The 26,958-nt window shown below is 61.2% G+C and carries 21 protein-coding genes and 1 pseudogene; 14 read left to right on the forward strand and 8 right to left on the reverse strand.

The features are described 5' to 3' along the window. The first annotated feature begins 61 nt into the window (after window positions 1-61). From JJB74_RS10060 to JJB74_RS10070, 3 genes are all read left to right on the forward strand, one after another. A complete protein-coding gene (locus JJB74_RS10060) occupies window positions 62-454 on the forward strand; it encodes a c-type cytochrome (RefSeq protein WP_200591715.1) in 393 nt (130 codons plus the stop codon). 2 nt (window positions 455-456) lie between these two features. Then, entirely contained in the window at window positions 457-1,344 is an 888-nt protein-coding gene (locus tag JJB74_RS10065; RefSeq protein WP_234484080.1) for a quinoprotein dehydrogenase-associated putative ABC transporter substrate-binding protein, read from the forward strand. Between the two features lie 125 nt (window positions 1,345-1,469). Beyond that, entirely contained in the window at window positions 1,470-2,120 is a 651-nt protein-coding gene (locus tag JJB74_RS10070) for a hypothetical protein (protein WP_200591716.1), read from the forward strand. A gap of 170 nt (window positions 2,121-2,290) precedes the next feature. Here the strand turns inward: JJB74_RS10070 and JJB74_RS10075 are convergent, their stop codons facing one another. Further along, the gene (locus JJB74_RS10075) at window positions 2,291-4,282 is read right to left on the reverse strand and encodes a sigma-54-dependent Fis family transcriptional regulator (protein ID WP_200591717.1); all 1,992 of its coding nucleotides are present in this window, start codon (window positions 4,280-4,282) and stop codon (window positions 2,291-2,293) included. An 846-nt stretch (window positions 4,283-5,128) separates the two neighbouring features. Between JJB74_RS10075 and JJB74_RS10080 the strand changes: the two genes are divergently transcribed. The 5 genes and pseudogenes from JJB74_RS10080 (at window position 5,129) to JJB74_RS10100 (ending at window position 10,594) form a co-directional block, all read left to right on the forward strand. Beyond that, window positions 5,129-5,428 (forward strand): antibiotic biosynthesis monooxygenase family protein, encoded by a 300-nt coding sequence (locus tag JJB74_RS10080; protein WP_200591718.1) that lies wholly within the window; start codon window positions 5,129-5,131, stop codon window positions 5,426-5,428. A 1,024-nt stretch (window positions 5,429-6,452) separates the two neighbouring features. Continuing rightward, a pseudogene (rfbC, locus tag JJB74_RS10085) lies at window positions 6,453-6,998 on the forward strand (dTDP-4-dehydrorhamnose 3,5-epimerase); the annotation flags it as partial. A gap of 288 nt (window positions 6,999-7,286) precedes the next feature. After that, the gene (locus JJB74_RS10090; protein WP_200591720.1) at window positions 7,287-8,336 is read left to right on the forward strand and encodes a tyrosine-type recombinase/integrase; all 1,050 of its coding nucleotides are present in this window, start codon (window positions 7,287-7,289) and stop codon (window positions 8,334-8,336) included. A 144-nt stretch (window positions 8,337-8,480) separates the two neighbouring features. Then, window positions 8,481-10,190: a methyl-accepting chemotaxis protein gene (locus tag JJB74_RS33910; RefSeq protein WP_200591721.1), complete on the forward strand. Its 1,710-nt coding sequence runs from the start codon at window positions 8,481-8,483 to the stop codon at window positions 10,188-10,190. A gap of 110 nt (window positions 10,191-10,300) precedes the next feature. Continuing rightward, on the forward strand, window positions 10,301-10,594 hold the full coding sequence (locus JJB74_RS10100) for a hypothetical protein (protein WP_200591722.1): 294 nt from the start codon (window positions 10,301-10,303) through the stop codon (window positions 10,592-10,594). 140 nt (window positions 10,595-10,734) lie between these two features. Here JJB74_RS10100 and JJB74_RS10105 read toward each other — a convergent pair whose 3' ends face one another. Then, entirely contained in the window at window positions 10,735-11,658 is a 924-nt protein-coding gene (locus JJB74_RS10105; protein ID WP_200591723.1) for a LysR family transcriptional regulator, read from the reverse strand. Between the two features lie 137 nt (window positions 11,659-11,795). Between JJB74_RS10105 and JJB74_RS10110 the strand changes: the two genes are divergently transcribed. Beyond that, a complete protein-coding gene (locus JJB74_RS10110; RefSeq protein WP_200591724.1) occupies window positions 11,796-12,872 on the forward strand; it encodes a tartrate dehydrogenase in 1,077 nt (358 codons plus the stop codon). Window positions 12,873-13,387: 515 nt separating this feature from the next. On the opposite strand, the gene JJB74_RS10115 is transcribed toward JJB74_RS10110, so the two are convergent. Next, window positions 13,388-15,493, reverse strand: a complete 2,106-nt coding sequence (locus JJB74_RS10115) for a catalase (RefSeq protein ID WP_200591725.1) — start codon at window positions 15,491-15,493, stop codon at window positions 13,388-13,390. A 383-nt stretch (window positions 15,494-15,876) separates the two neighbouring features. Between JJB74_RS10115 and JJB74_RS10120 the strand changes: the two genes are divergently transcribed. The 3 genes from JJB74_RS10120 to JJB74_RS10130 all read left to right on the forward strand — a co-directional run bounded on the left by JJB74_RS10120 (window position 15,877) and on the right by JJB74_RS10130 (window position 19,165). Then, window positions 15,877-16,395, forward strand: a complete 519-nt coding sequence (locus tag JJB74_RS10120) for a DUF4142 domain-containing protein (RefSeq protein ID WP_200591726.1) — start codon at window positions 15,877-15,879, stop codon at window positions 16,393-16,395. Continuing rightward, window positions 16,396-16,935 carry a cytochrome b gene (locus tag JJB74_RS10125; protein ID WP_200591727.1) on the forward strand — a complete coding sequence of 180 codons (540 nt, stop codon included), beginning with the start codon at window positions 16,396-16,398 and terminating at the stop codon, window positions 16,933-16,935. 742 nt (window positions 16,936-17,677) lie between these two features. Then, a complete protein-coding gene (locus JJB74_RS10130) occupies window positions 17,678-19,165 on the forward strand; it encodes a tyrosinase family protein (protein ID WP_200591728.1) in 1,488 nt (495 codons plus the stop codon). An 816-nt stretch (window positions 19,166-19,981) separates the two neighbouring features. Here JJB74_RS10130 and JJB74_RS10135 read toward each other — a convergent pair. From JJB74_RS10135 to JJB74_RS10155, 5 genes are all read right to left on the reverse strand, one after another. After that, entirely contained in the window at window positions 19,982-20,812 is an 831-nt protein-coding gene (locus JJB74_RS10135; RefSeq protein WP_200591729.1) for a TlpA disulfide reductase family protein, read from the reverse strand. Between the two features lie 50 nt (window positions 20,813-20,862). After that, the gene (dsbG, locus tag JJB74_RS10140; protein ID WP_234484081.1) at window positions 20,863-21,681 is read right to left on the reverse strand and encodes a thiol:disulfide interchange protein DsbG; all 819 of its coding nucleotides are present in this window, start codon (window positions 21,679-21,681) and stop codon (window positions 20,863-20,865) included. 66 nt (window positions 21,682-21,747) lie between these two features. Then, on the reverse strand, window positions 21,748-23,496 hold the full coding sequence (gene dsbD, locus JJB74_RS10145) for a protein-disulfide reductase DsbD (RefSeq protein WP_200591731.1): 1,749 nt from the start codon (window positions 23,494-23,496) through the stop codon (window positions 21,748-21,750). Then, entirely contained in the window at window positions 23,483-23,809 is a 327-nt protein-coding gene (locus JJB74_RS10150) for a DsrE family protein (RefSeq protein ID WP_200591732.1), read from the reverse strand. Before JJB74_RS10150 ends, dsbD begins: the two co-directional genes overlap by 14 nt. Window positions 23,810-23,910: 101 nt before the next feature. Then, window positions 23,911-24,765 (reverse strand): TlpA family protein disulfide reductase, encoded by an 855-nt coding sequence (locus JJB74_RS10155; RefSeq protein WP_200591733.1) that lies wholly within the window; start codon window positions 24,763-24,765, stop codon window positions 23,911-23,913. Between the two features lie 207 nt (window positions 24,766-24,972). Here JJB74_RS10155 and JJB74_RS10160 point away from each other — a divergent pair, with 207 nt between their 5' ends. After that, the gene (locus JJB74_RS10160) at window positions 24,973-25,638 is read left to right on the forward strand and encodes a response regulator (RefSeq protein ID WP_200591734.1); all 666 of its coding nucleotides are present in this window, start codon (window positions 24,973-24,975) and stop codon (window positions 25,636-25,638) included. Then, window positions 25,635-26,957, forward strand: a complete 1,323-nt coding sequence (locus JJB74_RS10165) for an ATP-binding protein (protein WP_200591735.1) — start codon at window positions 25,635-25,637, stop codon at window positions 26,955-26,957. Before JJB74_RS10160 ends, JJB74_RS10165 begins: the two co-directional genes overlap by 4 nt. Window position 26,958: the final 1 nt, after the last annotated feature.

Here is a 26,958-nt window from a genome sequence, read left to right on the forward strand (position 1 = left end):
GGCTAATGAAAGAGGGCCGCGCCGCAGGCGCGGCGCCGGCCCTCATACCAGGGAGACATGGATGAAGTTGAGTATGACGGTGGGTGCGGCACTGCTGGCGATTCTGGCGACGTCTGCAGCAGCGGACGATGCCCCTCTCTATTCCGTTAGCGAGGGCAGCAAGGTGGATGCAAAGACCTACAAGGGCTGGCAGACCTGGCGCGCCATGGCCTGCGAGCGCTGCCATGGCGCGGAACAGCAGGGCATGGTGGGGCCATCGCTGGTAAACAGCTTGAAGACGCTTTCCAAGGACCAGTTCGAAGCCACGGTATTGAACGGGCGAGTGGACAAGGGCATGCCGAATTTCAGCGGCTCGCAGCAAGTCAGGGAAAACATCGAGAACCTGTATGCGTATCTGAAGGGACGTTCGGATGGCGCGATCAGGCCGGGCAAGTTGCAGGCTATGGAGAAATGAACATGGATTGGACGATCGCAAGCATGCGCATTACCGCGCTCGCGCGTATCGGCTGCATGGGCGCGTTCTGCGTGCTATGCGCTGTCGCGTCTCCTTCGTGGGCACAGGATGACGATGCGCAGGACCGGGTATTGCGCGTGTGCCAGGACCCGAACAACCTGCCGCTGTCGAACCGGGATGGCAGCGGACTGGAAAACCGTATCGCACAGCTCTTTGCCGACAAGCTTGGCTGGAAGCTGGAACACACCTGGTATCCGCAACGCATGGGTTTCATACGCAATACGCTGCGCGCCAAGCTGCCGGATAGTGATCGCTACAAATGCGATCTCGTCACCGGCGTGCCCGTCGGCTTCGACATGGGACTGACGACCAGGCCCTATTACCGTTCGACCTATGCGATGGCGTATGTGAAGGGACATGGCCTGGATGATGTGCACACGCCAGAAGACCTGCTCAAGCTGGACGTCGCCAGGCGGAAGGCCTTGCGCATCGGCGCTTTCATCAGGACGCCGGCGGTGGACTGGCTGCTGCAACACGGCTTGATCGACCAGATGGTGCCTTATCAGCACCAGAGTGGCGATCCGGAGCAATACACCGGAGAAGTGGTGGACCATGACCTGGCCGATGGCAAGCTCGATGTCGTCATCGCCTGGGGCCCGATCGTTGCTTATTTCGCCCAGCATGCGAAGCCGGAAACGCCGATGGTCGTCGTGCCGTTTCCTCCCGATGCATCCGGCTTGCGCTACGACTTCGAGATTGCGATGGCGGTGCGCCATGGCGACAAGGCGCTACGCGACCGCATCGACAGCTTGATTGGAAGCAGCCAGCCGGAGATCGCGGCATTGCTGCGTGAATATGGCGTTCCTTCCGTGCCGATGCAGCCCGACTGACCCGGCGTGCGCCAGACGAGAAGGGTGCCTAAGCCCGACAGGGATGCCAGATGAAAAGCAAGTTCTTGGTTGAACGCTCGAGGCAGTCGTCGCCGTGCCGAGCAAGCTGGCGTAGGCGCCTGCTGATGCTTGCCGTATCGATGAGTTGCGCAGCGCATGCACAGGAGATCTCCACGGCGGAGAAGCTGTTGTTTACAAGCGACCATCTGCGCAACGTCGCTCCTGCGAACACGCTGCGCTACCGTTTCGTGCACCGCGAGCGCGACGGACAAGACTTCCGGGACACAGTGACGGTCAAGATGACGGCAAGGAATGCGGACGGCAGCGCGATGGTGCTCACGCAGTTCCTGCATGACAAGCATGCGCAGGCGTTGCCGTCGATGGCCGCGGCGCGGGGCAATCCGGCGCTGCTTGGTTTTCTCGAGCGCGATATTGAGGAAATGAAGCGCCTCACAGGCGGCTCTAACAGTTATTTTCGCAAGCGCATACGCATGGCTCTCGCGCAGGAAGCGAGCGTCACGAACGTACCGGTCTCCTGCGCCGGCTGCAAGGTCAAGGGCACCAGGATCGCGATTCAGCCTTATCGGAACGACCCGATGCGCGAGAAGATGCCGAAGTTCGAGACGAAGCAATACGAATTCGTGCTATCCGATGCGATACCCGGGACGGTCTGCCAGATACGTTCCACCGTGCCGCCATCAAGCGCAGCGCATGGCGAACGGGCCGGCCTCGCATGGATAGAGGAGACGATGCAGTTTGATGGCATGAAGCGCTAGGGTGTGTATGCGCAGCTGCCGGTCGCCGCGTTGCGCGAAGGTCGCTGCGTGCCAGTCGAGCCCAAGCGTCGCCGTCGAGCCACCTTATTGCGGATGCTTTCGCCGCGCATGCGCCGCCGGAACTGTGACGGCCAATCCAGGCCAGGTTGCGGGCAGCATGGGATGAGGCTTCAGGGCTTTAACGGTTTCTTGGCGTTGGACAGATCGATATGGAGCCGCTCCAGCTTGCGGTACAGCGTGTTGCGTCCCACATCAAGCTGGCGCGCAACAGTGCTGATGTTCCAGCGTGCCGCATGCAGGACTTGCAGAAGCGCCTCGCGTTCGGCCGACTTCAATGGATTGAGTTCGAGATCCGCGTTCTGCACGCAGTCTTGCATTGCAGAGCGCGGTACAAGGCACTGCGCGATCTCGGGCGGAAGGTCTTCAAGCGTAAGCAGGTCCGCGCTGCGCAGTGCCACCATCGTGCGCAGCACATTGCGCAGCTGGCGGACATTGCCCGGCCAGCGATAGCTGTCGAGCGCATCGAGCAGCTCGGGTGTCATCGACAGGGCCACGCCATCGCTCTGCTCGCGTCGTAGCAGGTGCGCGATCAGCTCTCGCCTATCGCCGCGCTCGCGCAGCGGCGGCAGCATGAGCGTCAAGCCCTGTAGCCGGTAGTACAAGTCTTCGCGGAATTCGCGGCTCTCGATCTTGGCCAGCAAATCGCAATGGGTGGCACTGACAAGGCGGATATCGATGCCTACCGGCGTCTCGCTGCCCAGCGGCGTCACTTCGCGCTCTTCCAGCACGCGCAATAGCCGCGCCTGCAGTGCGAAGGGCATGTCGCCGATCTCGTCGAGAAACAGCGTGCCGCCGTTGGCCTGGAAAATCTTGCCGCGCTGGCCCTCCTTGCTGGCGCCGGTGAAGGCGCCGGACTTGTAGCCAAACAGCTCGGCTTCAATCAGCGCTTCGGGTATCGATGCGCAGTTGATCGCAACGAAAGGGCAGTCGGCGCGGCGGCTCGATCGGTGCAGGGCTTTCGCGAACATTTCCTTGCCGGTGCCGGTCTCGCCGCGCAGGAGGATAGGCACATCGCGCTCGAGAACCCGTGTCGCCGCCGCGATGATGCGCGTCATGGCCGCATCCGGGCCGTATTGCAGCTGCTGCAGCGGCGAGCGCGGGTTAGCGCCTTCCATGTAGTTTTGATTTGGCTGCGCGAACGAAGGGCTTACCCGCACCACGGCGCCGGCGGGCACGATGATGCGAGCGCCGGGCTCGGCGCCGAAGGCGAAGAAACGGCGTCCCAAGCGGGCATCAAACACGGGGGTGATCTGCCGGTTGGGCCTGACGACTTCACGGCTCAGGGACTCAAAGGAAACATTGAAGAACCTTTCCAACGGCTGGCCAATCAGAGCGCGGGCCTCTACGTCGAGCTGCAGCTGCGCATGGCGCGTCGCGCCAAGGATACAGTCATCCTCGTCCAGCGCCAGAATGCCTGCGCTGAGCGTGCCGACGAATTCCGGCCGGCTATGGAAGTGCATGAAGCGCTTACCCTGGAAGCATTTCACGAAGATGCGGTTTTCGATGGCGTGTACCGACATGCTGACGAGATCAAGCACATGCCTGGGCGCGAGATGGGTTTCGCCTGAGACGTCGAGCACCGCGAGTACTTTGCCGTCGGTATCGAAGATGGGCGCGGCGGCACAGGTCAGGCCAGTATTGCGGAACAGGAAATGCTCATATCGCTGCACCACGGTCGGCCGCTTTTCCAGCAGGGCAGTGCCCATGCCGTTGGTGCCCTGATGGCGCTCGGACCAGACCGCGCCGGACATCATGCCGGCCTTCGATGCGGCATGGGTAAAACCAGGATCGCCGAGACAATTCATCACCACACCGTCGGCGTCGGCAAGCATGATGGCGTAGCTGGAGCCGGCAATCTGTTGAACCAGGTTCGTCATTTCGGCTTTGGCCTCGTTCAGCACCTGCGCAAGCTTGTACTGTCGGCTTTCCAGATCGATGCGGGGCACGATGCATGCTTCCGGCAAGGCATCGGGATCAAGATCGTAATCGCGCATGCAGCGCAGCCAGGAATCGATGATATGGCCAGGGATTTGCGGAGGTGCAGCCGCGAGACTTTCCACGGCCGCGCGAATGCGGCTGCTGTGGTGATCTTTGGTGAACATGTCGCGTCTCCTCGATTTTCCCTCTCGGGCGCCTCCTTCCTCCTTCCGCGGAAGCCAGGGGCTTTATCAACTATCGAAAGGGTCTGGGTACTGCCTTGACAAGCCATCTGCAGGGTTGCGAGTGCCCGCGATAGCAATGGTTATCGCGGCGCATCGCGTCTGCAGCGCGCAAAGGCTGCCCTGCTTGGACCTTGCCAGATGGGCGCCCGATACCGTGTAGTCGCTATCGAGTCATGAGGCTGCCAAGGAACTCGCAAGAACTGGTGGGGCAGCACAATTGCTCCGTCTTTCCCTTCCGCACTGTTCAATAAACGGGACAACACATAGTGGCATTGCTTCGAAAAGAGTTCATGTCGATGACTGGGCCAGCGCACCTCTATGCCATGACCTACGGAGGGTTCGTATGCGCAATAGCATGCTGGATCCGTATGCCGCTGCGTATCGAGAGCATGCGGCTTTGGACTAACCGTAGCCGCGCCGTGATGGTGGACAGAAGCCCGCCCATGCTTCGATGGAGGCGAACTGTTTCATTTCATCGGAACATCAGGGTTTGCAAATAACGCGCTCGTCCCGGAAATCGCGCCAACCAAGGTTCGCGAGGATGCGCGCTTCGATTAGGCGCACCAGCGCGGCTGCAACGCAAGCCATTCACAACCGCTGTGCTCCGGCTTGCCCGTGACCGCGGCATCGCGGCACATGCTAACGAAGCCGCTCGCTCGATGTGCCGCGACCCGCATTGTCATACCGGCGTGCTCACGCTCGAAGTGCCAACAGCTTTACTGCCAAGCCGCGCATGGCGATACTGTCGGCCTGGCCGCTTTGGCCGAAAAATGAAAAGGAGTTGTGATGATTTTCGAGCTGGCGGAAATTCGGGTGAAGGCTGGATCCGAGCAACAGTTTCTCGTTGCCGTGGCCGAAGCGGCCCCGCTGTTTCAACGTGCGCGGGGCTGCCGATCAATGCGGGTGCAGCGCTCGATCGAGCAGCCGGACATGTTCACCCTGGTCGTAGGCTGGGACAGTGTTGAGGACCATATGGTGCACTTTCGCAATAGCGATGATTTTCAGGAATGGCGTCGGCTCGCCGGCCCGCACTTCGCGGAGCCGCCGAAAGTGCAGCATGTGAGCACGGTGTACGAAGGGTTTTAATACGGCGGGCCGCCTGCACCGCTGCCAGCGCGGCCCTTCAATAGACAGGCACTGCCAAGTGCACCGGGCAGGCCGGTAAAGCCGGGCGCAGCGGCGTCAGCCGCATCTCCTGCGGTGCGAAGTGGCGAAAGCGCTAGCGCAAGCCCGAGGCGTACCACGGCCCATCCCCTCAACGATCAGCCAAGCCGCTCGTCATTCCGACCCCGTCATGAAGCCGCACGATCAGTGCTGCGCACGGATTGTTGGCTTGGGTATCGGTTGCGCAGCGCTGCTCGCAAACATACATACATGCCTGGATGTTCTGCGGTGGCATACAGCTTCGCTGTTCCCTATTCGACGCATCATCGCATCCGACAGATAGCCAATCTTGAGAGGGCAGGGCGTCGAGCCTGGCTGCAGCTGCATCAAGCGCTGCTTGCACAAGACAACAGACTTCAGCGCAGGTTTTCCTGCTGGCGACGCAATAGTTCCATTTGATCCGCAAGCAGCGCGCATAACTTCACATTTCATTTTTCTGGTACGGCGCGGCAACTATCGTGTTGGCGCAAGCATGTTCAAGCGGGCATTGCGCTTGCGGCCGCATTTTCACAGCCAGCCAAAAGACTCACCTTGATCGCACCCGAGGAATCGTACTAACAGCAATAGCGTTTTTCCGGGTCTGTGTATGGTTGGTTTGTCGGAATGATGTGAATAAAGTCCAGAGATGGTGGGCTAATAATGAAGGTGACGATTGCAGCGGCATTTTCGAGCGCGGGAAAAACTGCTATGGGCGTTAGTACGATAAGCGGCTCTCGCCTCTTCGTCCGGCTTCATGAGCAGCCCACTGAAGCAGTCTGGATAGGCGAAATGCACAAACGGTTATCCGAAGCATGACGTTTCATTTAGACGACAAACGCGCAGAAATCCGATAAACGGTATTACCTTACAGAAATGAGCTTGTAACATATGTGTCATGCATGTCGTCTGAAACGACACCGCAAACCATGCAACGCCGTCCCTTCGAACAGGTAACGACCCGCAAGCCATGAGTTACTCCTACACGCCGACGTCTCTCCCTGAAGTCCTGCTGCTCGAACCGCAACTGCGTATCGAAGACGGCGCGATTCTTCATGAATGCTTTAACGCCCGCGATTTTGTGCAGGCCACAGGCTTTAAGAACGAATTCGTGCAGGAATGCCTGTTGAAGTACCGCTATGGCGTGGTCCGCAGCCCGCACTACCAAGTGCATCACCAGCAGGGCAAGCTCGTTCGCGTCGGCGTGGGCGAAGTGTTCCATGTGGTGGTCGACATGCGACGCTACTCGCCGAGCTTCGGGCGCTGGGTCGGCATGATGCTGTCAGCCAGCAACCAGCAACAGCTGTGGATACCGCAAGGCTTTGCGCATGGCTTTGCCGTGCTTTCCGGCACGGCGGAAATCCATATCAAGTCCACGGACTATCTGTATCCGGAGCATGAATGCCGGGTGCGCTGGGACGATCCGAGCATCGGCATTGAATGGCCCGCGATCGGCACGCCGATGCTTTCGCCAAAGGACAAGGCCGCGCCGCTATTGGCCGATGCGTCAGCCTTCATGGAAAACCGCCAGCTTGCTCGCCAGCGCTGGGGCGTGCAGCGGCAGTTCTGCGCGCCGGTGCAAATTGCGCCGCGGCCTTGGGCGCCGGGCGTGGCAGGTGGCACCAATCACAAGTCCGTGGAGTAGGCGGCGCAACGTCTGCCCGCTTCACCGTCTGATTCTCGTCTGTCCGCGCACAAGAGCAGGGCGCCCTGGCGTGGCGCCCGCAGCAGTGCAATCGTTACAATGTCGACTTCCTGTTGAGAAGACCTTGTGCGTGCCGGCCCAGCGCCGGCCGGAGATTCCATGACGAAGAACCTGACTCTTTTCGATATTGATACTGAGGACATCCAGGAACTGCTGAACCGGCATTTCGAGGACTGGGTCGCCTTTCGCCAGGCGTCGACATCGCGGGCACGTCACGAGCGGCCGCTGCTGGACGAGTCGATCCATGTGTATCGCGAGATGTGGCAGGCATTCGCTGCCTTCTGCGCCGAGCGCCAGCTGACGCTGCCGGATGTTACCGTCACCGACCTCGAAACCTTCCTGACCATTCGCGGCAGCGGACCGGATGCATGGCGACCGCGTCAGACCACGCGCGGCCCTGATCTGACCGCACGTTATGCGAATCGCTACCTGGTGCTGATCAACAAAATCACCCAGTTCATCGCCAAGCGCGAAGGCATCGAACCGAACCGGGCAGCGTTATTGCTGCGCGAGCGGCCTGAATATCGCTTCGCCGAAGCCGCGGACAAGGATCCGCCGCCGGATTATCTGAACGAGTTGCAGGCGCGGGTGCTGATCGCTTATCTGACGCGCGCGCCGCAGGCTGATGCCGGCGAAAAGTTCACCTGGAAAACCGCGCGTGATCGCACCGCCGTGTCGCTGATGCTCGGCGCAGGCCTGTCGCCGGGCGATGTGCGCAGCCTGAAACTCGATGGCGTGATCACGGAAGGCGGACGCAAGGCGGGCGTGCCATGGAAGCTTGCGGTCGAAGGCAATGGCAATTCTCCCGCGCGTGAAACGCCGATCGCCGACTGGGCCGGACGCCAGCTCGCCTTCTGGCTGCGAGTGCGCGCCGAACAGGGCATTCCCGGCACCTATGTTTTTCCGGCGACGATGAAGGGCAACCAGTGGTCGCACAGCCGCTGTTTCGAATCGAGCCGCGAAGTGCTGGAGAACGCCAAGCTCGGCAAGGATGCCGGCGGCCTGTACAAGCTGCGCCATACCTTCGCGCTGCGCCAGCTGCGCAAGGGCAAGAGTGAAGAGGATGTGGCGCGCTGGCTTGGCCTGCTCGATATCAATGGCATGGTGCGTTACCGGCGCATCGTGATCAGTTACCAGGACGTTGTCTGATCCGGGGCCTCCGTCCGGAGGCCCTCAAGTTTCCCCACGCGCCTGCCGTAAATGAAAGGCGGGCATGGCAACCGCCTTCTTGCGCAAACATTCGCGCCCGGAACGAGTCTTGCCCGCGCTTCCATTTTTTGCGCAGGTCGACTCATGTTCCAGAACCTCAGCATCAAGACACGTCTTTACGCGCTCGTCGCTTTTCTCTCGGTGCAGCTCATTGCCGGCGCCGTGATCGGCATCGTCAGCCTTGGCAATGCCAATGATGAAATGCGCGCGATGTACAACAGCAGGATTGTCACCCTGGGTCAGCTCGACACCATCGTGCGGATGGTCGACCGCAACGAGACCGCGGTGGGCGTCGCGGTCTTGGGCACCGCCCAGGACATGGCCAAGGCGGCCACGGAAATCGACGGCAACATCGAAACCATCAGCAAGCAGTGGTCCGCTTATGCCGCGACCAGGTTGACGGCAGAAGAAAAGCGCCTTGCCGACGCCTTTGCCGAGCGCCGCAAGGCATTCGTGACGCAAGGTCTCTCGGCGGCGGTGACGGCGCTGCACGCCGGAGATGCCCGCACGGCTACGGAAGCGCTGCGCGGGCCGATGACCACGTTGCTCAAGCCGATGCGCGAAAGCCTGGAACAATTGGTGAAGCTGCAGATGGATGTCGCCGCCGAGCAGTACCGGCGTTCGCAGCAGACCTATATCTGGGTGCGCAATGTCTGCATCGCCGGCATGAGCGCGGGCATCGTGCTGGCGCTGCTGTTCGGCGCCTGGATCGTGCGCGGCATCGTGCAGCCGATACAGGCCGCGGTGAAGGTGGCCGACAGCGTCGCGGCCGGCGATCTTACCCGAGTCATCTCGGTGCGCTCGCGCGACGAGACCGGGCATCTGATGGGCGCGCTCAAGCACATGAATGACAATCTCGCGCATATCGTCGGCAAGGTCAGAAAGGGCAGCGATGTGATCGCCAGCGCCTCCAGCCAGGTGGCTTCCGGCAGCCAGGACCTGTCCTCGCGCACCGAGCAACAGGCATCGTCGCTGGAGGAAACCGCTTCCTCGCTGGAAGAACTGACATCGACCGTAAAGCAGAATGCCGACAATGCCCGCCAGGCAAATGGGCTGGCCGCATCGGCTTCGGAAATTGCTGTGAAGAGCGGCGCCGTGGTCGATCGGGTCGTTGAGACGATGGAATCCATCGATGTCGCCTCGCGCCGTATCGCCGACATCACCAGCGTCATCGATGGCATCGCGTTTCAGACCAATATCCTGGCCTTGAATGCCGCCGTGGAAGCCGCGCGCGCGGGCGAGCAGGGCAGGGGATTCGCGGTGGTTGCGGCCGAAGTGCGCAGCCTGGCACAGCGTTCGGCAGCGGCCGCAAAGGAAATCAAGTCGCTGATTGAAGATTCGGTGGGCAAGGTCGACACCGGTTCGCGGCTGGCGCATGAAGCCGGGGCAACGATGCACGAAGTCGTCGCCAGTGTGCAGAAGGTGACGGACATCATCGCCGAGATCACGGCGGCCAGTAACGAGCAAAGCGCCGGCATCGAACAAGTCAATGGCGCGGTCGTGCAGATGGATGCGGCCACGCAGCAGAACGCGGCGCTGGTCGAGGAAGCAGCGGCCGCAGCCGAAGCGATGCAGCGCGAGGCCGCTGAACTGGTGCAGGCGGTGGCGGTGTTCAAGATCGACGTGCAAGCAGGCAGCCATGCACCGACCACGACTGGCACACCGGCACCGCTGATGAAATCCGTACCGGACGTTACGCCGCGTCGCAACCCGACACCGGCATCGGCATCGACGGCACTCGCCCGCCTGCCCGGCGCGCAACAGCATAACGGGCCGGACTGGGAAGAGTTCTGAAACGACGGGCTTCGAACTCCGTCTGTCAGCCTTCGCTTTGCGCCGGCATGGCCATGCGCGGTGCATGGCTATCCACAACAACCAATGCGGCATGGCCGCAGGAAAACACAATGAAGAACATATTTACTGCGCTGGCCGGAATGGCGCTGATGCTTGCGGCTGCGCCAGGCATGACGGCCAACGTCGATGTGAACGTGAATATCGGCTTGCCCGGCTTCGTCGCGCCCGCGCCTGTCTATGTCGAACCAAGGCGTGCCGTTGTCGTGCAACCGGCGCCGGTGTACATCGCGCCTGCGCCCCGTGACGATCGCGGCCATGGGCATGGACGGGATCGGGAATGGCATGAGGATCATGATCATGGCCGCCATGGCGGCCATGGAAGACATGGCCATCACGACGATTGATCCTGCTACCGCAAGACCGAGGCTTCCGTTCGTGAGCGCATCGTACCTGCATCCGAATCCAGCGGCGCACGGCCATGGATGCGCCAGCAGCGTAGCGGATCAACGCTGCTAAGGCTTCCCATGCCGAAACCCTTGCAGCTCTACCACCGCGCTTTCTGACGCGACGTCTGTTCGGCAGCGTCGCGAAAGCTTTCCGCCAGAAAATCGATAAAGGCCCGCACACGCGGCGACTGCGCCTGCCTTTCCGTGTAGACCGCGAAGATATCCGCCTGCGGCGTGGCATAGTCCTCAAGCAAAATTTTCAGCCGCCCACTACGCACATATTTAGCGATATCCCATTCCGCGCGCAGCATCAGGCCCAAGCCGCTCAACACCCAGTTCATGCATACCTCGCCATCATTGCTGCTGAGCGTGCCGCGCACCTTCACCGTTTCCGTGTGCTTGCCTTTCGCGAAACGCCAGACGCCGTAAGCCGCATCGTTCTGTCGCAGCACGATGCAATTGTGCTGTATCAGGTCGTGCGGCACTTTCGGCTCGCCCCGATCCCGAAGATAGGAAGGCGCCGCGCACACCAGGCGGCGGTTTGATGCGATGCGTCGGGCAATGAGGCGCGCGTCCGGCAGCTCGCCGAAACGGATGGCTACCTCGAAAGCCTCATCAACCAGGCTCAATGGGTGATCCGAGAGCTGCAGCTGCACTTCGACCTCCGGATAACGCTTGACGAAGCGCGACACCAGCGGCGTGATATAGGTACGTCCAAAGCCTAGCGGCGCATTCACCCGCAGCAATCCCTTGGGCGTGACACTGCTGCGTGAAACCAGCCGCTCCATGTCTTCCAGTTCACCCAGAAGCCGCAGCGCATGGGCATGGAACAGTTCACCCTCGTCGGTGAGATTCAGCCGTCGCGTAGTGCGCAGCACTAGTGGTACGCCCAGCGCCTCTTCAAGCCTGGCGAGCCTCTTGCTGATCGATGCAGGCGTCACGCCCAGTTCCCTGGCCGCGCCAGAGAGACTGCCTTGCTTCACGATTTCCCGAAAGAACGCGAGGTCCGTTGAATGAATCACTTTTAACTCCGGCGACAAGGTAGCTTGAATTCTAGAGCATTCAATCGAGTGGAATAGCCAATACACTGCGTGTCAGAAAAGCCGTGCAGCCGCGCATGCAATGCGCAGTGTCACCGATAGAGGAGGAGAGAAACGTCATGCGAGTACACACGATTGCCGCCATGCCGGGCGATGGTATCGGCACCGAAGTCATTGCCGCGGGCTTGCAGGTTCTGGAAGCGCTCGCCGCGCGCGATGGCGGTTTCAGGCTGGAAGTCGAGCATTTTCCATGGGGCTCCGACTACTACCAGAAGCACGGCCACTACATTCCCGAAGGCGGCCTGGAAAGGCTGAAGGCCTTCGACGCCATTTTCTTCGGCGCCGTGGGCAGCCAGCAGGTGCCCGACCATGTTTCGCTTTGGGGGCTGCGCCTGCCGATTGCGCAGGGTTTCGACCAGTACGCCAATGTGCGTCCGGCACGGGTGCTGCCCGGCGTATCGAGCCCGCTGAAGAATGGCCAGGACATCGACTGGGTCATCATCCGTGAGAACTCCGAAGGCGAGTACGCGGGCAATGGCGGCCGGGTGCATCGCGGCCTGCCGATCGAAGCCGCCACCGAGACCGCGGTGTTCACCCGCACCGGTGTAGAGCGTATCCACCGCTTTGCGTTCGAACTGGCGCGCAAGCGAACGGCCAGGCATCTGACCCTGGTCACCAAGTCCAATGCGCAGCGCTTCGGCATGGTGATGTGGGATGAAATCTTTTACGAAGTGGCGAAGGATTACCCGGACGTGAAGACCGATCGCGAACTGGTTGATGCGGTCACCACGCGCATGGTGTTGAAGCCGAAGACGCTGGATGTGCTGGTGGCCACCAACCTGCATGCGGACATACTCTCGGACCTTGCGGCGGCACTGTCCGGCAGCCTGGGCATCGCGCCGACAGCGAACCTGAATCCCGAGCGGCAGTTTCCTTCGATGTTCGAGCCCATCCACGGCTCGGCCTTCGATATCACGGGCAAGGGCATTGCCAACCCGATCGGCACTTTCTGGACAGCATCGATGATGCTGGAACATCTCGGCGAATTCGATGCGGCAAGGCGTCTGATGTCAGCCATCGAAGCGGCCACCGCGAGTGGCGTGCATACGCCCGATCTCGGCGGACGGGCTACCACCGCTGATGTCACCAATGCGGTCTGCGACCACATCGGCTCGGCTGCGCTTGCGGCCACCTGAGCCGCATTCGCGGTCCGGGCGGGGAAAGTTCGAGGTAGCCGGCGCGCAGGCAGCCAATGCTCAGCGTTTTGTCGATAGAGGAAGCAGAACGCAAGCTTTCAAGAAGCAATGAAGTACCGTGAGCATGCCGAATGTGGCCGACAGAAGCGCGCTTTCTCGCGTCGTAATGAATAGGCGTGAATCCCAAGGGACGAGTTCAAGCAATGCAAGAGCGCTTTGGCATGAAATGACGCGAGGAAGGCTTTGGGTGGGTACAGGCCCAAGCCCCGGCCGATACCGATCAGATCCGCCGCAGGCAATTCGTGGAAGGGCGTTTCAATTTTACATAACGATAATTACGAACTTTCTGGAAAATATCCCTGGAACGCGATGATTCGCTATAAAACAGCAAGCAGCAGGCAGCATGCCGATGCTCTGACGCCATAACGCCGCCAGCATCGGCGAACCTGAGTGCCTCGCATGGACGATACGATCCGATCCGTCAACGAATAAAGAAAGATCGCCCATGCAGCGGACTAAGCCAGTATCCGTACCGACACCTCGCGATCCCACTGCCGGGTGCTTGCAGCCTTGATGAAGTCCTTCATATCGTCCGCTGCGACTACGCCTGCATCCGGAATCACCCCGGCCTTGTCCAGCAGCGCCTGCGCACCGCTGCTGGCCGCAATTGCCTTCAGATGCACATAAGCGTCGCTGGCAAAGTCGATGGCCGCCGATTCCTTCAACAGCATCTGCGCGCCTTCTTCGGACAGTACGATGGCCACCGCATCAAAGATGACCGACGGCGTACCTTGCAACTGCCCATCGGCTTCCAGCTTCGATCCATCCGCAAGCTTGGCGCCGCCAATTTTCGGCGCGACGATTTTTACGGTCGCACCGGCATCCATTGCCGCCCGCTTCAATGCCTGCACCTGCTCGCCGTCCGAGCCATCTGCGACCAGTATGCCAATGGCACGTCCCTTCAGGGTCGGCACCATCTTGCCGATGATCTGCAAGGCTGGCGATGGCGGCATGTCCTGCACCGGGACCGGGGACGGCGGCGCATCCGGCATCGCATCCAGCGCCAGTCCATCGGCCACGCGGCGCGCCAGGTCTTCATCGATGTTGCGCATGTGCCCCACCATCGCGGTACGCACCCGCGGTGTTTCCACTTTCGATAATTCAAACACCAGCGCCGACGCCATGTGCGCCTGCTCATGGGATGTCTGGCTGCGATAGAACATGCGCGCCTGGCTGTAGTGATCGGCAAAACTTTCGGCCCGGATGCGGCCACGTTCGCCGTTCTCCGGCACCGCGGCACTGTGAAAGCCATTTGCACGGGTCTCGCGCGGAGAATCCGCAGCCAGGGTATTGGGCTCGTACGCAACTCTGCCCTTGGGCTGCGTCATCTGCATGTGGCCATCGCGCTGATGATTTGCGAACGGGCATTTCGGCGCGTTGATGGGAATCTGGTGAAAGTTCGGCGAGCCGAGCCGTGAAAGCTGAGTGTCGAGGTAGGAGAACAGCCTTCCCTGCAACAGGGGATCATTGCTGAAATCGATGCCGGGCACGACATGCGAAGGACAGAATGCGACCTGCTCGGTCTCGGCAAAGAAATTGTCGGGCCAGCGATCCAGCACCATGCGCCCGATCACTTTGAGCGGCACCGTTTCCTCCGGGATGACCTTGGTCGCGTCGAGATGATCGAACGGGAATTTGTCTGCCTCTTCCTGTGAGAACAGCTGCACCGCGAGTTCCCATTCCGGGAAGTCTCCGTTCTGGATTGCATCGAACAGGTCGCGCCGATGAAAGTCCGGGTCCGCGCCAGCAATCTTCAGCGCTTCGTCCCACACGGTGGATTGCAGTCCAAGCTTCGGCCGCCAGTGAAACTTGACGAAGGTCGACTTGCCATCCTTGTCCAGCAGGCGGAAGGTATGGATGCCGAAGCCCTCCATCATCCGCAGGGATCGCGGAAGCGTGCGGTCCGACATGGCCCACATCACCATATGCATCGCTTCGGGTGTCACGGACATGTAATCCCAGAAGGTGTCGTGCGCCGTGGCTGCCTGCGGAAAGCCGCGGTCCGGCTCCATTTTCACCGCGTGCACCAGGTCCGGAAACTTGATCGCATCCTGAATGAAGAACACGGGAATGTTGTTGCCCACCAGATCCCAGTTGCCTTCCTTTGTGTAGAACTTCACAGCGAAGCCGCGCACGTCGCGCGGAGTGTCGACCGAACCCGCGCCGCCTGCCACCGTGGAAAAGCGCGTGAATACCGGCGTTTTCACGCCAACCTCATTCAGTATCTTTGCCGTGGTGTATTGCCCAAGTGATTCGGTCAGCTCGAAATAACCGTGGGCTGCACTGCCACGGGCGTGTACCACGCGCTCGGGGATGCGCTCATGATCGAAGTGGAAAATCTTTTCGCGCAGGATGAAGTCTTCAAGCAGCGTCGGTCCACGCGGATTGGCACGCAGCGAATTCTGATTGTCGGCAATCGGCAGACCCTGGTTGGTGGTCAGCTGTGGATGGCTTCCGCCCGCCTGCTGGTGCAGTTCACCGGCGGCGCCGACTTCAGTGTCAGAGGCATTGGTTGGCGCGTGGCCTTGGCTTGCGCCCTTGTCTGCATTTTTCTTGCTCATGGCATTCTTCTTCAAAGTAGAGCGGCCGATGGCCGAGTGTGGAATGCGCAACGTATGCCGCAACAGCAAGGCTGCAGGCTTTTCGTCACGGAAAGGAAATAGGGGAAGCGCAACGTAGAGTTCACGCTCTTGACCAAAGTTCATTGAAACGGCTTGCGGCTACGCATGGTCGCAGCAGGTTAGTGAAGCTCTTCGACGAAGTTGGCTATGACCCAGAGAAATATTCATCTGCCTGCGCCAACGGGGCGCATTGTTGACTCCATGATCATGCCGCCTCCTTCGCCATTCTTTGTCGCAGACAGGACGAGCAGTACGCATCACTTGCGTGCGCATAAGCCATATCTTCACTGGATTGCTACTGTAAAATCACCTGATATTGGAGAATGCAGATGCCATCCCTAACCCGTTGCTCAGCACTGTTTGCCCTGCTCACCTCGACAACATGCGCCGTATATGCCGCAGATCTCAGCCATCACGACAAGCGCTACCTCGACAAGACCGCTGAAGGCCTGATGGCGGAAGTGGAGATGGGACGCATGGCGCAGAAGCAAGCGCAAGATCCTGGCGTGAAGGCCTTCGGCAAGCGCATGGTTGACGATCACGGCAAGGACCTGGAGCAACTGAAACAGATCGCTGCGCAGAAAAACGTAAAGCTGCCCGATTCGCCCAGCCATAAGCAGAAATCGGAAGCCGACAAGCTATCGAAGCTTACGGGCAAGGATTTCGACAGCGAATATGTGCGATACGAAACGAAAGACCATCAGGAAGACATCAAGGACCAGGCCAAGGAAATGAAGGACACCTCCGATGCCGACCTGAAGACATTCGCGACCGCCGCGCACTCCACGGTCACGGAGCACTACAAGATGGTTGAGGATCTGCACGGCAAGACCGGCAAATAGATGGACCGCGTCGCCTCTCCATACACCCGGACAGCCAGGCGCTTGCACTGGCTCATCGTATCGCTGGTCTTCATTCAGTTCATCACTGCCTTCACGATGCCGGACATCGGGCCGAACGTCGTTCCCGGAACGCTGATCAACCTGCACCTTTCCTTTGGCCTGCTGATCCTGATCGTGATGGCGATTCGCTTCATCCATCGTCTGCGCCATCCGGTCCCGCTGGAAGCCGCCGGCACACCGCCATGGGAAAACACCGTCGCTCGCGTCACGCATCGCATTTTCTATTTCATCCTGCTGGTGGGCCCGTTTCTTGGATGGGCGTCAGCGTCGGCACACCGACTGCCCGTTTCCCTGTTCGGCATCATTCCCCTGCCCGCTTTTGCCGCGCCACGCGCACGCTGGGCCCTGCAGGCCGGCGATGTGCATGCCTGGATGATGTGGGCCTTGCTTGTTCTGATTGGCCTGCATGTAGCCGCAGCGCTGTACCACCACTTCATCCGGCATGACAATGTGCTGCGTCGCATGCTGCCCCGCCATTGAATGAAGGGAATCGGCCGATCTGCGATGCATGGGCCGGCATCGAGCTTCTGCCTGTACGATGAATCGGCCACGCGCGCAAGTGACTGTTCGCCTTCAGCGCAGTCCTATCAGGACTTTGATCATATTGCTACCGACCGCAGTCAATGCCATGCCGGCCGCGACCTCGAGATTTCCGATGTGACGTCAAGCCACTGACGAGAGTGCTATCGGGACATGAGCCACCCGCATGGCTTGCGCATCCGGTCGCCAATGGCGCGCGTCACATCGCGCCCCAAACGCGTGCCTCTCTCGACCATGCCCTGGAAAGGCTTGCCGAGCTTGACGTCATCCGTCCCGAGTGAACAGCGGACCAATATAGACGTCGCAGCAGATTTGCCGCATTCAGTAAGCGATAGCGAAGCTGAACATCGACATGCACCCAGCGCCCGGGCTCGGTCTATTGTCCCGGCACCGCGCTCGGGGCATGGCGGAATGAGAAGCACGACATCTCTCAGAACGCGGATCATGCGCATACAGCCTGCATGCGAACAGGCGCTACAGGGCGCGTATCGAGCGCGTTGTGCAAACGGATACGAGCCAGGAAAAATGTTCTAAAAATTGTATTAGTCGTGAAGAGGACGGCGCGCTAGCGTTTGATATCGGCGCTGAGATGGCCGGACATGCGCAGTTTTCCACCCGCCACTGACCGGCGCTCCTCATCGTCTCAGGCCGCGAGAAACAGCACTGTCGCAAGGAGACGTCCATGACTTCCTCAATCATCAGCCGCCGCACCTTTCTCAAGGGCTCGGCTTCCGCGATCGCACTCGCATCGCTGCCACGGTTCGCACAGGGTCAGACCACTCGAGTGCGCTTGGAGTGGCAGCAGTTCAAGACGACGCCGCAATACACATCCTTTCTCAATGCGTTACGCACCATGCGCGCCAACACCAATTCGGGCAGCATGTCTTCGTGGTCGTACTGGGTGAATGTGCACACGAACTACTGCCCGCATACCGCACCTTACTTCCTGGCCTGGCATCGCGGCTACCTTTACTACCTCGAACGCCAGCTGCGCACCGTGTCGGGCGACAATTCGCTGAATCTGCCTTACTGGGACTACTACTCTTACCCGCGCATGCCAGCCGAGTTCCTGGATTCGTCCACCGGCAATCCGCTGTATGTGTCGCAACGCACCGGCAGCAATGTCTACAATGCCCTGACGCTGACGCCCTTCGGCTCGTCGGTGTGGAACTTTCAGCGCGGCACCACGAACGCTTTCGAGCCGCAGCTCGAGTCGGCGCCGCACAATCCTGTGCACAACCTGATCGGTGGCTATATGGCCAACATCAATACCTCGCCCATGGACCCGATCTTCTACCTGCACCACTGCAACATCGACCGGCTGTGGCACGCCTGGGCGCTGCCTGACGGAAAAGGCATTCCCTACACCACCAACCCCTACAACTCGTCCACCAGCAGTTCGTACTGGGCCGGATCGTTTACTTATGCGTCGGGCCTGACGATGTCGAGGTACATGACCTACTATCCCGGCTGGCTTGGATATGACTACGCCAACGACAACAAGCCGACTTCGCTGCCGCCGTCTGCCAAGGCATCGAGCCCGTTCAAGCTGGTACAGGCACAGATGGGAAATCAGCTGGTGCGCCCGACGGTCGCCAATATCGCCGCAACGGCTCCGCGCACCGTCTCGAATACTGCGCGATCGCTGGGCGGCAGGGCGAACCTGGTCCTGACCGAAGCCTCGGTCAGCGCATCGATGCCGCTGGATGCTGCGGCGATGCAGACATTGCAGGCGACGCTTGCGGCCGCGGCCAACAACAATCCCGCCGGCGGGCCGCAGTCGGTCAAGGTCGTGTTGGACAATGTACAGGTGCTCGGCAATGCAGCCAACGCCGGGTTCTTCTACAACGTCTACATCAATCTGCCGCCGGCAGGTGACGTGACCGGCGAACGCCAGCGCTACTTCCTCGGCACCTTCGGCCCATTCGAAGCGAGCATCGCCGCGCACCATGGCGGCGCCATGCTCGAATTCCCCGCAACCGAGGTCCTGGCAGGATTGGCGGCATCGGGGCTGCAGGAGGTGTCGGTCTCCTTTGTGCGGGTCAGCGGGGAAAATGCGCCACAGGGCCAGGTGCTGCGGGTAGGCGAAGTGCGTGTCGAGGTATCGACCGAGCCGCCGTGGGATCGCAGCCCGCAGGTGACACGGCCGGCGGGACAGTGCTATTGCTAGCACGCTACGGCAGCGTCGGCGCGTGATGGTCATGGGGCTTTGCAAAGCAGTGTTGATGATGACTGCAAGTCCGTCGAATCATGGCTGCCGGGCAAGGCATCCACGCCGGCGCTCCTGATGCGCGGTTCGATATGGCGCCGGGCAGCGGCGCATGGATGACTATCGGGGAGCAGGAGGCGTGCGTCGGCTCGGATCTTCCAAGCGGAAAAGGCTTTTGACCCACATCAACCGGCTTCCTTGCGGAGGGCGGCATCCTGAAAAGACAGACAGTCTGTACCGTCCCACCGGAGGAACCATGCGCACACATCGTGTCTTCATCATGCTCCTTGCGACATGCTTGGGTCTGCCGTTATACGCGTCAGCGCAGACTACGGGTGGCGGCGTCCCGCCTTCTCCCGGGTCGGCGACACGTGAGCCGGGCACCGCAACGCAAACCATCTATGGCAGCCAGTTGATGACGCCCCAGGAAAGGACCGACTATCGAAACAGGATGCGCGCGGCGAAGACCAGCGACGAACAGGAGCGCTTGCGTTTGCAACATCATCGCGAGATGCAAGCCCGTGCAAAGGAGCGCGGAATCACTCTTCCCGATGAACCACCACATCGGATGGGGCGTGGAAGCGGCATGGGCCCGGGCGCAGGGATGGGCCCTGGCGGTGGCATGGGTCCCGGCGGTGGCATGGGTCCCAGTCCCGGCGCGGCTAACAAATAACAGGGCCGTTCGCGCACCTGAACCGTGAACGTCGGAAGCGGCTCAAGACTTGAACCTGGCCAATTCTCCGCTGGAATGCATTCCGCGCGAGACGAGGCGGCTCATTAAGGAGCAATATCTGCCTTCGCCGACGAATGCAGCACGTCGAGGTAGCGCCGCAACTCCATCGCGGAAAGCGCGCCCGCATGCTTCTTCACCAGCATGCCCTTCTCATCGAAAAACAAGGTCGTCGGCACAGCCGACGTTCCTGCATGCACTGCGAGACTTGCGAGCGGATCCATCAACACATTCCTGAGCGACAGATGCTGATGGTCGAGGTATGCCCTGATGGTGTCGGCTGCCTCGACCTGATCGGCGAACACAAAGATCACGTCCTTCTCGGCAAGCTGCGCATCGCGCAGCACCGGCAACTCGCGGCGGCACGGCGCACACCATGTCGCCCAGAGGTTGACGACGAGCGGCCGCCCGGAGAAGTCACGTATGGCAATGGGATGCCCATCGAGCGTCGATAGTGAGACCTCGGGCAGACCTGGTTTGTCGGAGCGCACCAACCAGAGCAGCTGCAAGCCGATGCTCCATGCGAACAGGCCGCCGACCAAGGCAGTGACCAGTGGCCGCAGCAAAGGCCGGCGGCGCCAGCCAAACCAGAGCGTGGTCAACGCGGCAGCGAGAAAGCCGGCGAACACGATGAAGCCGCCATCGCCAAGGGCAAGCGCCCGCCACGGCGCAGCGCGGTAGCCATCGCGATGAACGAGGATATGCACTGCCCTTGCGCTTAGCACGCCGAATGCAAGAATCGTGACGAGCACTGCACGAATTCCGCTCGCCTTCCCGCCTGCCATGCGAATCGCAATGCCAGCCCACAGCGGCGTCGAAACCAGAAAGAGGAAAAGATCAATGGCAACGATATGGCCAAAGACCGAAATTGTTCCCATCGCCGCGTCTCACCAGCCGGGAAGATGCATCATGCACAAGCGCTTCGACGTCACCGGAATTTCGCCAGAGCCGGATCGTCGATCTTCTGTTCAGGCAGTCCGGTTATGGCGGGCAGCTCGGACAACCTTGGCATGCCACCCTTGATCTGGACTTTCCCTTGCTTGTCCTTCCAGATCACGCCTGGCGTACCGGCGATGCCGAAGCCCTCCATCAGCTCATTGTTTGCGCGGATCTTCGCGGCGATGTCCTGGTGCGACGCTTCGCTCGACGCGGCCGAGGCTGTCCATGGCTTGCCATGGTTCTCTTCCATCCTGCGAAAAGCCGCGGTCCTGTCCGATGCCGCCATCACTTCAATGGCCTTCGGCATGCTGGTCGGTCCCAGAGTAGCCACCGGGATCCAGCGCACCTGCAGCCCTGCCTTTTCATACGCCTGCAGGGCCATCCAGGTGAAATGGCAGTAGGGGCAGTTCGGGTCGACGAAGACATACAACACGTTCCCGGCCGGCTTCGCGGCGCCCTCAACCACATGGAAGGACTTCTCCAGTTGCGCATACAGCGAGGCCAAGTCCGGCTTGGGCACATAGCGCTCCTCGTACTGTGAGGACAGGCTAGCGCCATCCTCGCCAATCAGCGCGCCTGCGAGCAGCGTCTTGCGGTCGGCCGTGCTGTAGACGATGGTGTAGCGGCCGCCCTGGGAGACCACCCAGCCGGTGAGCCCCGATGCCGCCGGAAAGCTCTTCACTACCTTGACTCCCGCGTCCACCGCTTGCTGCAGGGGTTTGGGATAGGCTTCGGCCGCTTGGGCATGGACAGGGCCAACGCAGAGAAAGGTCGCCATCGAAATGGCCGCCAGGCGGCCCTTCGTCATGGGAAGCTTCGAAAAAACAGTCATGTGTTCCTTGATGGTGATGTGGTCAATGGGCAGCCTGAAGCATCAGGCGCTACCGGGTGGAAGGGATTCGAGGAAGCGGTCCGCATCCTGGTACCCGATGACCCGACGCGACTTCTGCTCCTTGCCAGACTTGTCGAAAAAGAGGATGCCCGGCGGGCCGAACAAGCTGAAGCGCTTGAGCAGAGCTTTGTCGTCGGCATCGTTCGCCGTCACATCCGCTTGCAGCAGCAGCATGCCGTCGAAGCGGCGCTTGACCCGGGCATCGCTGAAGGTCAGCTTCTCCATTTCCTTGCAGGACACGCACCAGTCGGCATAGAAGTCCAGCATCACCGGTCTGCCCGGATGCGAAGCAAGCAGCGCATCGAGTTGCGAAACCGACTTGATTTTCTTAAACGCTGTTTCCGATTCAGGAATACCCGAGAGATGCGCAAGCGGCGCCAGCACATCCCGCCCTCCGGAGGCTGCACCGACCACCTGAACCAGACCGACGACCGCGAACCCGATACCCGCTGCTTTCGCGAGCCAGTGCCCCCGTTGCGACAGCAGCCATCCCGCATAGCCGATCGCAAGCGCGGCCCAGCCGATCATCTGCCAGCGCGCCGGAAGCACCGGCGATACCATCCACAGCGCTGTCGCCAGCATCAGCACGCCGAAGAACCGCTTGACCGATTCCATCCAGGCGCCCGCACGCGGCAACAGCGCGCCGGCCGACGCACCCATGAGGATCAGCGGCATGCTCATGCCGACGGCCATCGCAAACAACGCGCCGGCGCCGATGAGCACGTCGCGCGTCTGGCTGATGTAAAGCAGCACGCCGGCCAGCGGGGCCGCCACGCAAGGACCGACAATCAATGCCGACAGCGCGCCCATGATGAACACGCCGGCCAGCCTGCCGGCGCGCTGCCTGTCGGATGCGTGCATCAAACGCGCCTGGATGGCTGCCGGGATCTGCAATGGAAAGACGCCAAACATTGACAGCGACAACACGCCCATCAGCAGCGCAAAGGCGCCGAGCACCCAGGCATTCTGCAATGCCGCGGCCAAGCCCGCTCCGGCCAGGCCGGCAGCGACACCGAAGAGCGTGTAGACGATCGCCATGCCCAGCGCATAGACCAGCGATAGCGCTAGCGCCCTGCCCCGGCTGGCAGCGGCCTTATCGCCAACGATAATCGCCGACAGGATCGGCACCATCGGCAGCATGCAGGGCGTGAAGGCGAGCCCGAGGCCGACGAGCAGGAACAGTGGCGCGATGGCAAGCAGTCTGCCGCTGTTCAGCGTGGCTTCGATGTTTCCCGCCACAGTCCGTGCGGGGCCTGCCGCAAACGCCGTCCTCTCGGCGCTGGAGTCTGCAAACGGCTCGAGCCGCACCACATAGTCCATCGGCGGATAACACAGTCCCGCGTCCGCGCATCCCTGGTAAGTCGCCTTCAGCGTGAACGGGCCCGTGGCCTGGACCGGTATGCGGATCGCCACGGTGTTGCGATAGGTTTCCTCGTCCTTCTGGAAGGTCTCATCGAACTTGATCTGCCCGGGCGGAATGACGGGCGCGCCGAGGCTGGCGTCTTCGGCCCTGATGCCGAAGCGCTCCCGATACAGGTAGTAGCCTTCAGCAGCGACATAGCGAACTTCGAGCGTGCTTGCATCTACCATGGCGGCCGACACCTTGAATGCATCCTGCGGATCCAGGAAGCCGTCGGCGGCTTGCGTCAACGGAGCGACCAGCCACGCGAGCATCAGGAGAAATGCCAGGACGATGCGCCTTGCGCCAGGAAGCAGGTTAGGCGCGGACATAGATCCATCCCTCCCGCTGCATCATCACGAGGGCAAGAATCGACGACGGAACGGTTTGCAAGGGACTTTGCGCCGAGCGCCCTATTCTTCCCAATGTGTTTTCACACAGCAGCGTGAGATGGTCGGTATCGGCTTGCGGCGCATCGAGCACCGCGGCCACGCCGCCGGCATTGGCAAGGATGCGCACATCGGCATCCGGTGCCGCCTTCAGCAAATTGCGCGCGTTGTTTCTGGCGCGCGCAACCGCTTCGGTGTTAGGCGCATGAATCACAACGCGAATGCGCTGCAAATTCTGTTCCAGGTTTGGTTCCATTCCTGACTTCCTTTTCTGAATTGCTTTCCCGCATCGGGCTTGGCGAAAAGCCGCAACCACATCGACTTGCCGTTTTCCATGTCGAAAACATGAGACTTCCGTCAGAACTCGCTTCTTGCCCTCGCCGCCGATTTCTGCGCGGTACAGGCCGCGAGGTTCTCCAGATGTCGAGCCAGCGTTGCCGGGGACAGCTCTCCCGTATGGCGGTCGATGAGGCGCCCCTGCTCATCAAGAAAAAGCGTGGTCGGAAAGGCTTTCGCATTCGCCTGCCGACTCATCGCAAATGCCGAATCGAGCAGCACGTTGTTCAGCGCCAGGCCTTGCGAAGCGAGATAGGCGCGGACCTGGCTCGCAGATTCACCCTGGTCCACAAGGACGAAGGCGACATCGGGACACTGCATCTGTGCGTCCCGAAGAACCGGCAACTCGCGCCGGCATGGCGGGCACCATGTTGCCCACAGGTTGATGACAACCGGCTTGCCCTTGAGCGCGGAAATCGACATCGAGTTGCCGTCCAGGCCCGGCAGCACAAGATCGGGCATCGGGGCGTACCGGGCGTCGCCATCCATCGCCGATGCCGCGAGGACGCCCATTCCCCAGAAGCATGCGGTCGCCGCCGTGGAATACAGCATTGGCTTGCGCGCCTGTGTCCTGCGCCACAATAGCCAGCCGGTCATCGCGATGGCTGCCAGGATTGCCGCGCCGCGTGAGAATCCCTGATCCCGTATATCGAGCATGCGCCATGGCTGCTCCAGGTACTGAGGCAAATATTCGAGGATGAATGCTGCCCTTCCCACGGCCAGTCCTGTCGCGAGCACTGCCAGCAGCAGCGGTTCGACATTGCAGGCACCGCGCCGGCCATGCCACTTTGCGACCGTCGTGCCGACCGTCATTGCGCCGAGCAACAACAGCGGGGCAATCGGAATCGCGAAGCGCCCGATATTGAATGTATCCAATGAGCTTCCTATCTGATGGCGTATCTGCATGGACAGACCGCCGATGTGCTTTCAGGCGATGCTACAGCGCCGAAATTAACTGAACATTAAATGCCATATCAAAGTGCAGGACCGCAGCGTGAGTCGCAGAGGCAACCGGACGTTAACGCGCCCTTAATCTTCCACTCCTATACTTGACGCTTTCGAGCCAGGCGATTGACGCAATCGATGCACGTTTTACTCATAGAAGATGACGCCCTGGTCGCAAGCGGCATCGTCACCGGCTTGCGCCTGCATGCGATGACAGTCGACCATGTCGCCACCGCAGGCGCGGCGCACAGTGCGCTGGGCAGCAGCCATTTCGACCTGGCGGTTCTGGATCTGGGGTTGCCGGATGAGGACGGCATGACACTGCTGGCGCGCTGGCGTAATGCCGGTTATGGCCTTCCCGTTCTCGTGCTTACCGCCCGCGATGCGGTAGAAGACCGCGTCGCCGGCCTGCGCAGCGGCGCCGACGATTACCTGATCAAGCCATTCGATCTTTCCGAACTCGTCGCGCGCCTGCACGCGCTGCAGCGGCGCGCCTCAGGGCGCAGCGCGGACCTGATGCGGCACGGCGCGCTGTGCTTCGATCCGGCGAGCCGCCAAGTGACGCTGCACGGCGAACCGGTGGAACTATCCCGCCGCGAACTGTTGCTGCTGCAGGCGCTGCTGCACCGTCCCAACCATATCCTGAGCCTGGAGCAGCTGCGTCAAAGCCTCTATGGATTCGAAGACAATGTCGAGAGCAACGCGGTCAACGTGCATATCCACCATCTGCGGCGCAAGCTCGGGCCCCGTATCGTGGAAACCGTGCGCGGGCTCGGGTTTCGGCTGGGAGAACCCGGCGCATGAGCCTGCGACTGCGCCTGCTGCTGAGCATCGGCATATCGATGCTGGTCTTGTGGACGGCGGCATCGGTATGGCTGTTCGTGGATCTGCGCGGCGAGTTCCGAGCCACGCTGGACGAACGACTCGCTGCGTCTGCGCGCATGGTAGCCGGATTGGTGAGTCAGCTTCCAGAAGATCGCGCCTCCAGTGAACCGGGTGACAAGCAGGGTTTGAAGCTCACCATCCGCCAGGATGTTGCCTGCGAGATCCGCCTGCTTCGTGGCGACCTCGTTGCCCGCACCGGGGATGGTCCGGTTGGACTCGGCGAAGAACGGACCGGCTACAGCACCCGCACGATTCAGGGCGAGAAATGGCGCACCTATACCCTGCAGGAAAGTGGCATGCGCATCACGACGGCTGATCGGGTAGAGCGGCGCCAGGCGCTATTGCGCGACATCCTGCTCGCGGCTGCACTGCCCTTTCTGATCGCAGCGGCTGGAAGCCTGCTGGCATTGTGGTATGGCGTGCGGCGCGGACTGGCGCCGCTGGAATCGATACGCAAGGCGCTCGCGCGGCGCCAGCCCGGCATGCAGCATCCGCTTCCGCAAGCGCGCGTGCCGGCCGAACTTGTCCCGCTGGTTGCGACGATGAATGCGCTGCTGGAACGCATGGAAGGCGCGATCGAGCGCGAGCGCAGCTTTACCGGCAATGCCGCCCATGAACTGCGAACGCCGCTGACTGCAGTAAAAACACATATCCAGGTGGCACGCATGCAATGTCATGGCGACGACGCCACCGCGTCGCTGGCGCAGGCAGAAGAAGGCGCAATGCGCCTGCAACACACGCTCGACCAGCTGCTGACTCTGGCGCGCGTGGAAGGGCCGTTCCATTTCGATACCCGACAGGACACGGATGCCCGCGCGGCGATTCGGAACGCCGTGCAACATCTTGCGCAAGAGGACCGGGAACGCATCCGCATCGATCCCGAGGTGGCCAGCGCCAGGCTGGCCGTGCCGTCCATACTGGTGGCGACTGCGCTGCGCAACCTGCTCGACAATGCGCTGCGCTATTCCCCTGCCAATGCCGTCGTGCTGGTGTCGACGACAAGAACCGGCAACGGACTCTGCTTTGACGTCAGCGACGCGGGTGGGGGAATGTCGGAGACGGAACGCTCGCATGCACTGCAACGCTTCTGGCGAAAGGGAAATGGATATGGTAGCGGTCTCGGCCTGTCGATTGTGTCTGCTATCGCGGAACGGTATGGCGGCTCCTTCGAGCTTCATGCGCGACCGGTTGGAGGCACCTCCGCCCGCCTGACGCTGCCTCTTGCGCCGCAAGCTTGAT

Source organism: Noviherbaspirillum pedocola (assembly GCF_016632335.1).
GTDB classification, from domain to species: Bacteria; Pseudomonadota; Gammaproteobacteria; order Burkholderiales; family Burkholderiaceae_D; genus Noviherbaspirillum_A; species Noviherbaspirillum_A pedocola.

What these genes read in the sequence shown, in the direction of transcription:
- JJB74_RS10060 (WP_200591715.1), top strand. Translation starts at nt 62, where the DNA reads ATGAAGTTGAGTATGACGGTGGGTGCGGCACTGCTGGCGATTCTGGCG.
- JJB74_RS10065 (WP_234484080.1), top strand. Translation starts at nt 457, where the DNA reads ATGGATTGGACGATCGCAAGCATGCGCATTACCGCGCTCGCGCGTATC.
- JJB74_RS10070 (WP_200591716.1), top strand. Translation starts at nt 1,470, where the DNA reads ATGCTTGCCGTATCGATGAGTTGCGCAGCGCATGCACAGGAGATCTCC.
- JJB74_RS10075 (WP_200591717.1), bottom strand. Translation starts at nt 4,282, where the DNA reads ATGTTCACCAAAGATCACCACAGCAGCCGCATTCGCGCGGCCGTGGAA.
- JJB74_RS10080 (WP_200591718.1), top strand. Translation starts at nt 5,129, where the DNA reads ATGATTTTCGAGCTGGCGGAAATTCGGGTGAAGGCTGGATCCGAGCAA.
- JJB74_RS10090 (WP_200591720.1), top strand. Translation starts at nt 7,287, where the DNA reads ATGACGAAGAACCTGACTCTTTTCGATATTGATACTGAGGACATCCAG.
- JJB74_RS33910 (WP_200591721.1), top strand. Translation starts at nt 8,481, where the DNA reads ATGTTCCAGAACCTCAGCATCAAGACACGTCTTTACGCGCTCGTCGCT.
- JJB74_RS10100 (WP_200591722.1), top strand. Translation starts at nt 10,301, where the DNA reads ATGAAGAACATATTTACTGCGCTGGCCGGAATGGCGCTGATGCTTGCG.
- JJB74_RS10110 (WP_200591724.1), top strand. Translation starts at nt 11,796, where the DNA reads ATGCGAGTACACACGATTGCCGCCATGCCGGGCGATGGTATCGGCACC.
- JJB74_RS10115 (WP_200591725.1), bottom strand. Translation starts at nt 15,493, where the DNA reads ATGAGCAAGAAAAATGCAGACAAGGGCGCAAGCCAAGGCCACGCGCCA.
- JJB74_RS10120 (WP_200591726.1), top strand. Translation starts at nt 15,877, where the DNA reads ATGCAGATGCCATCCCTAACCCGTTGCTCAGCACTGTTTGCCCTGCTC.
- JJB74_RS10125 (WP_200591727.1), top strand. Translation starts at nt 16,396, where the DNA reads ATGGACCGCGTCGCCTCTCCATACACCCGGACAGCCAGGCGCTTGCAC.
- JJB74_RS10130 (WP_200591728.1), top strand. Translation starts at nt 17,678, where the DNA reads ATGACTTCCTCAATCATCAGCCGCCGCACCTTTCTCAAGGGCTCGGCT.
- JJB74_RS10135 (WP_200591729.1), bottom strand. Translation starts at nt 20,812, where the DNA reads ATGGGAACAATTTCGGTCTTTGGCCATATCGTTGCCATTGATCTTTTC.
- dsbG (WP_234484081.1), bottom strand. Translation starts at nt 21,681, where the DNA reads ATGACGAAGGGCCGCCTGGCGGCCATTTCGATGGCGACCTTTCTCTGC.
- dsbD (WP_200591731.1), bottom strand. Translation starts at nt 23,496, where the DNA reads ATGTCCGCGCCTAACCTGCTTCCTGGCGCAAGGCGCATCGTCCTGGCA.
- JJB74_RS10150 (WP_200591732.1), bottom strand. Translation starts at nt 23,809, where the DNA reads ATGGAACCAAACCTGGAACAGAATTTGCAGCGCATTCGCGTTGTGATT.
- JJB74_RS10160 (WP_200591734.1), top strand. Translation starts at nt 24,973, where the DNA reads ATGCACGTTTTACTCATAGAAGATGACGCCCTGGTCGCAAGCGGCATC.
- JJB74_RS10165 (WP_200591735.1), top strand. Translation starts at nt 25,635, where the DNA reads ATGAGCCTGCGACTGCGCCTGCTGCTGAGCATCGGCATATCGATGCTG.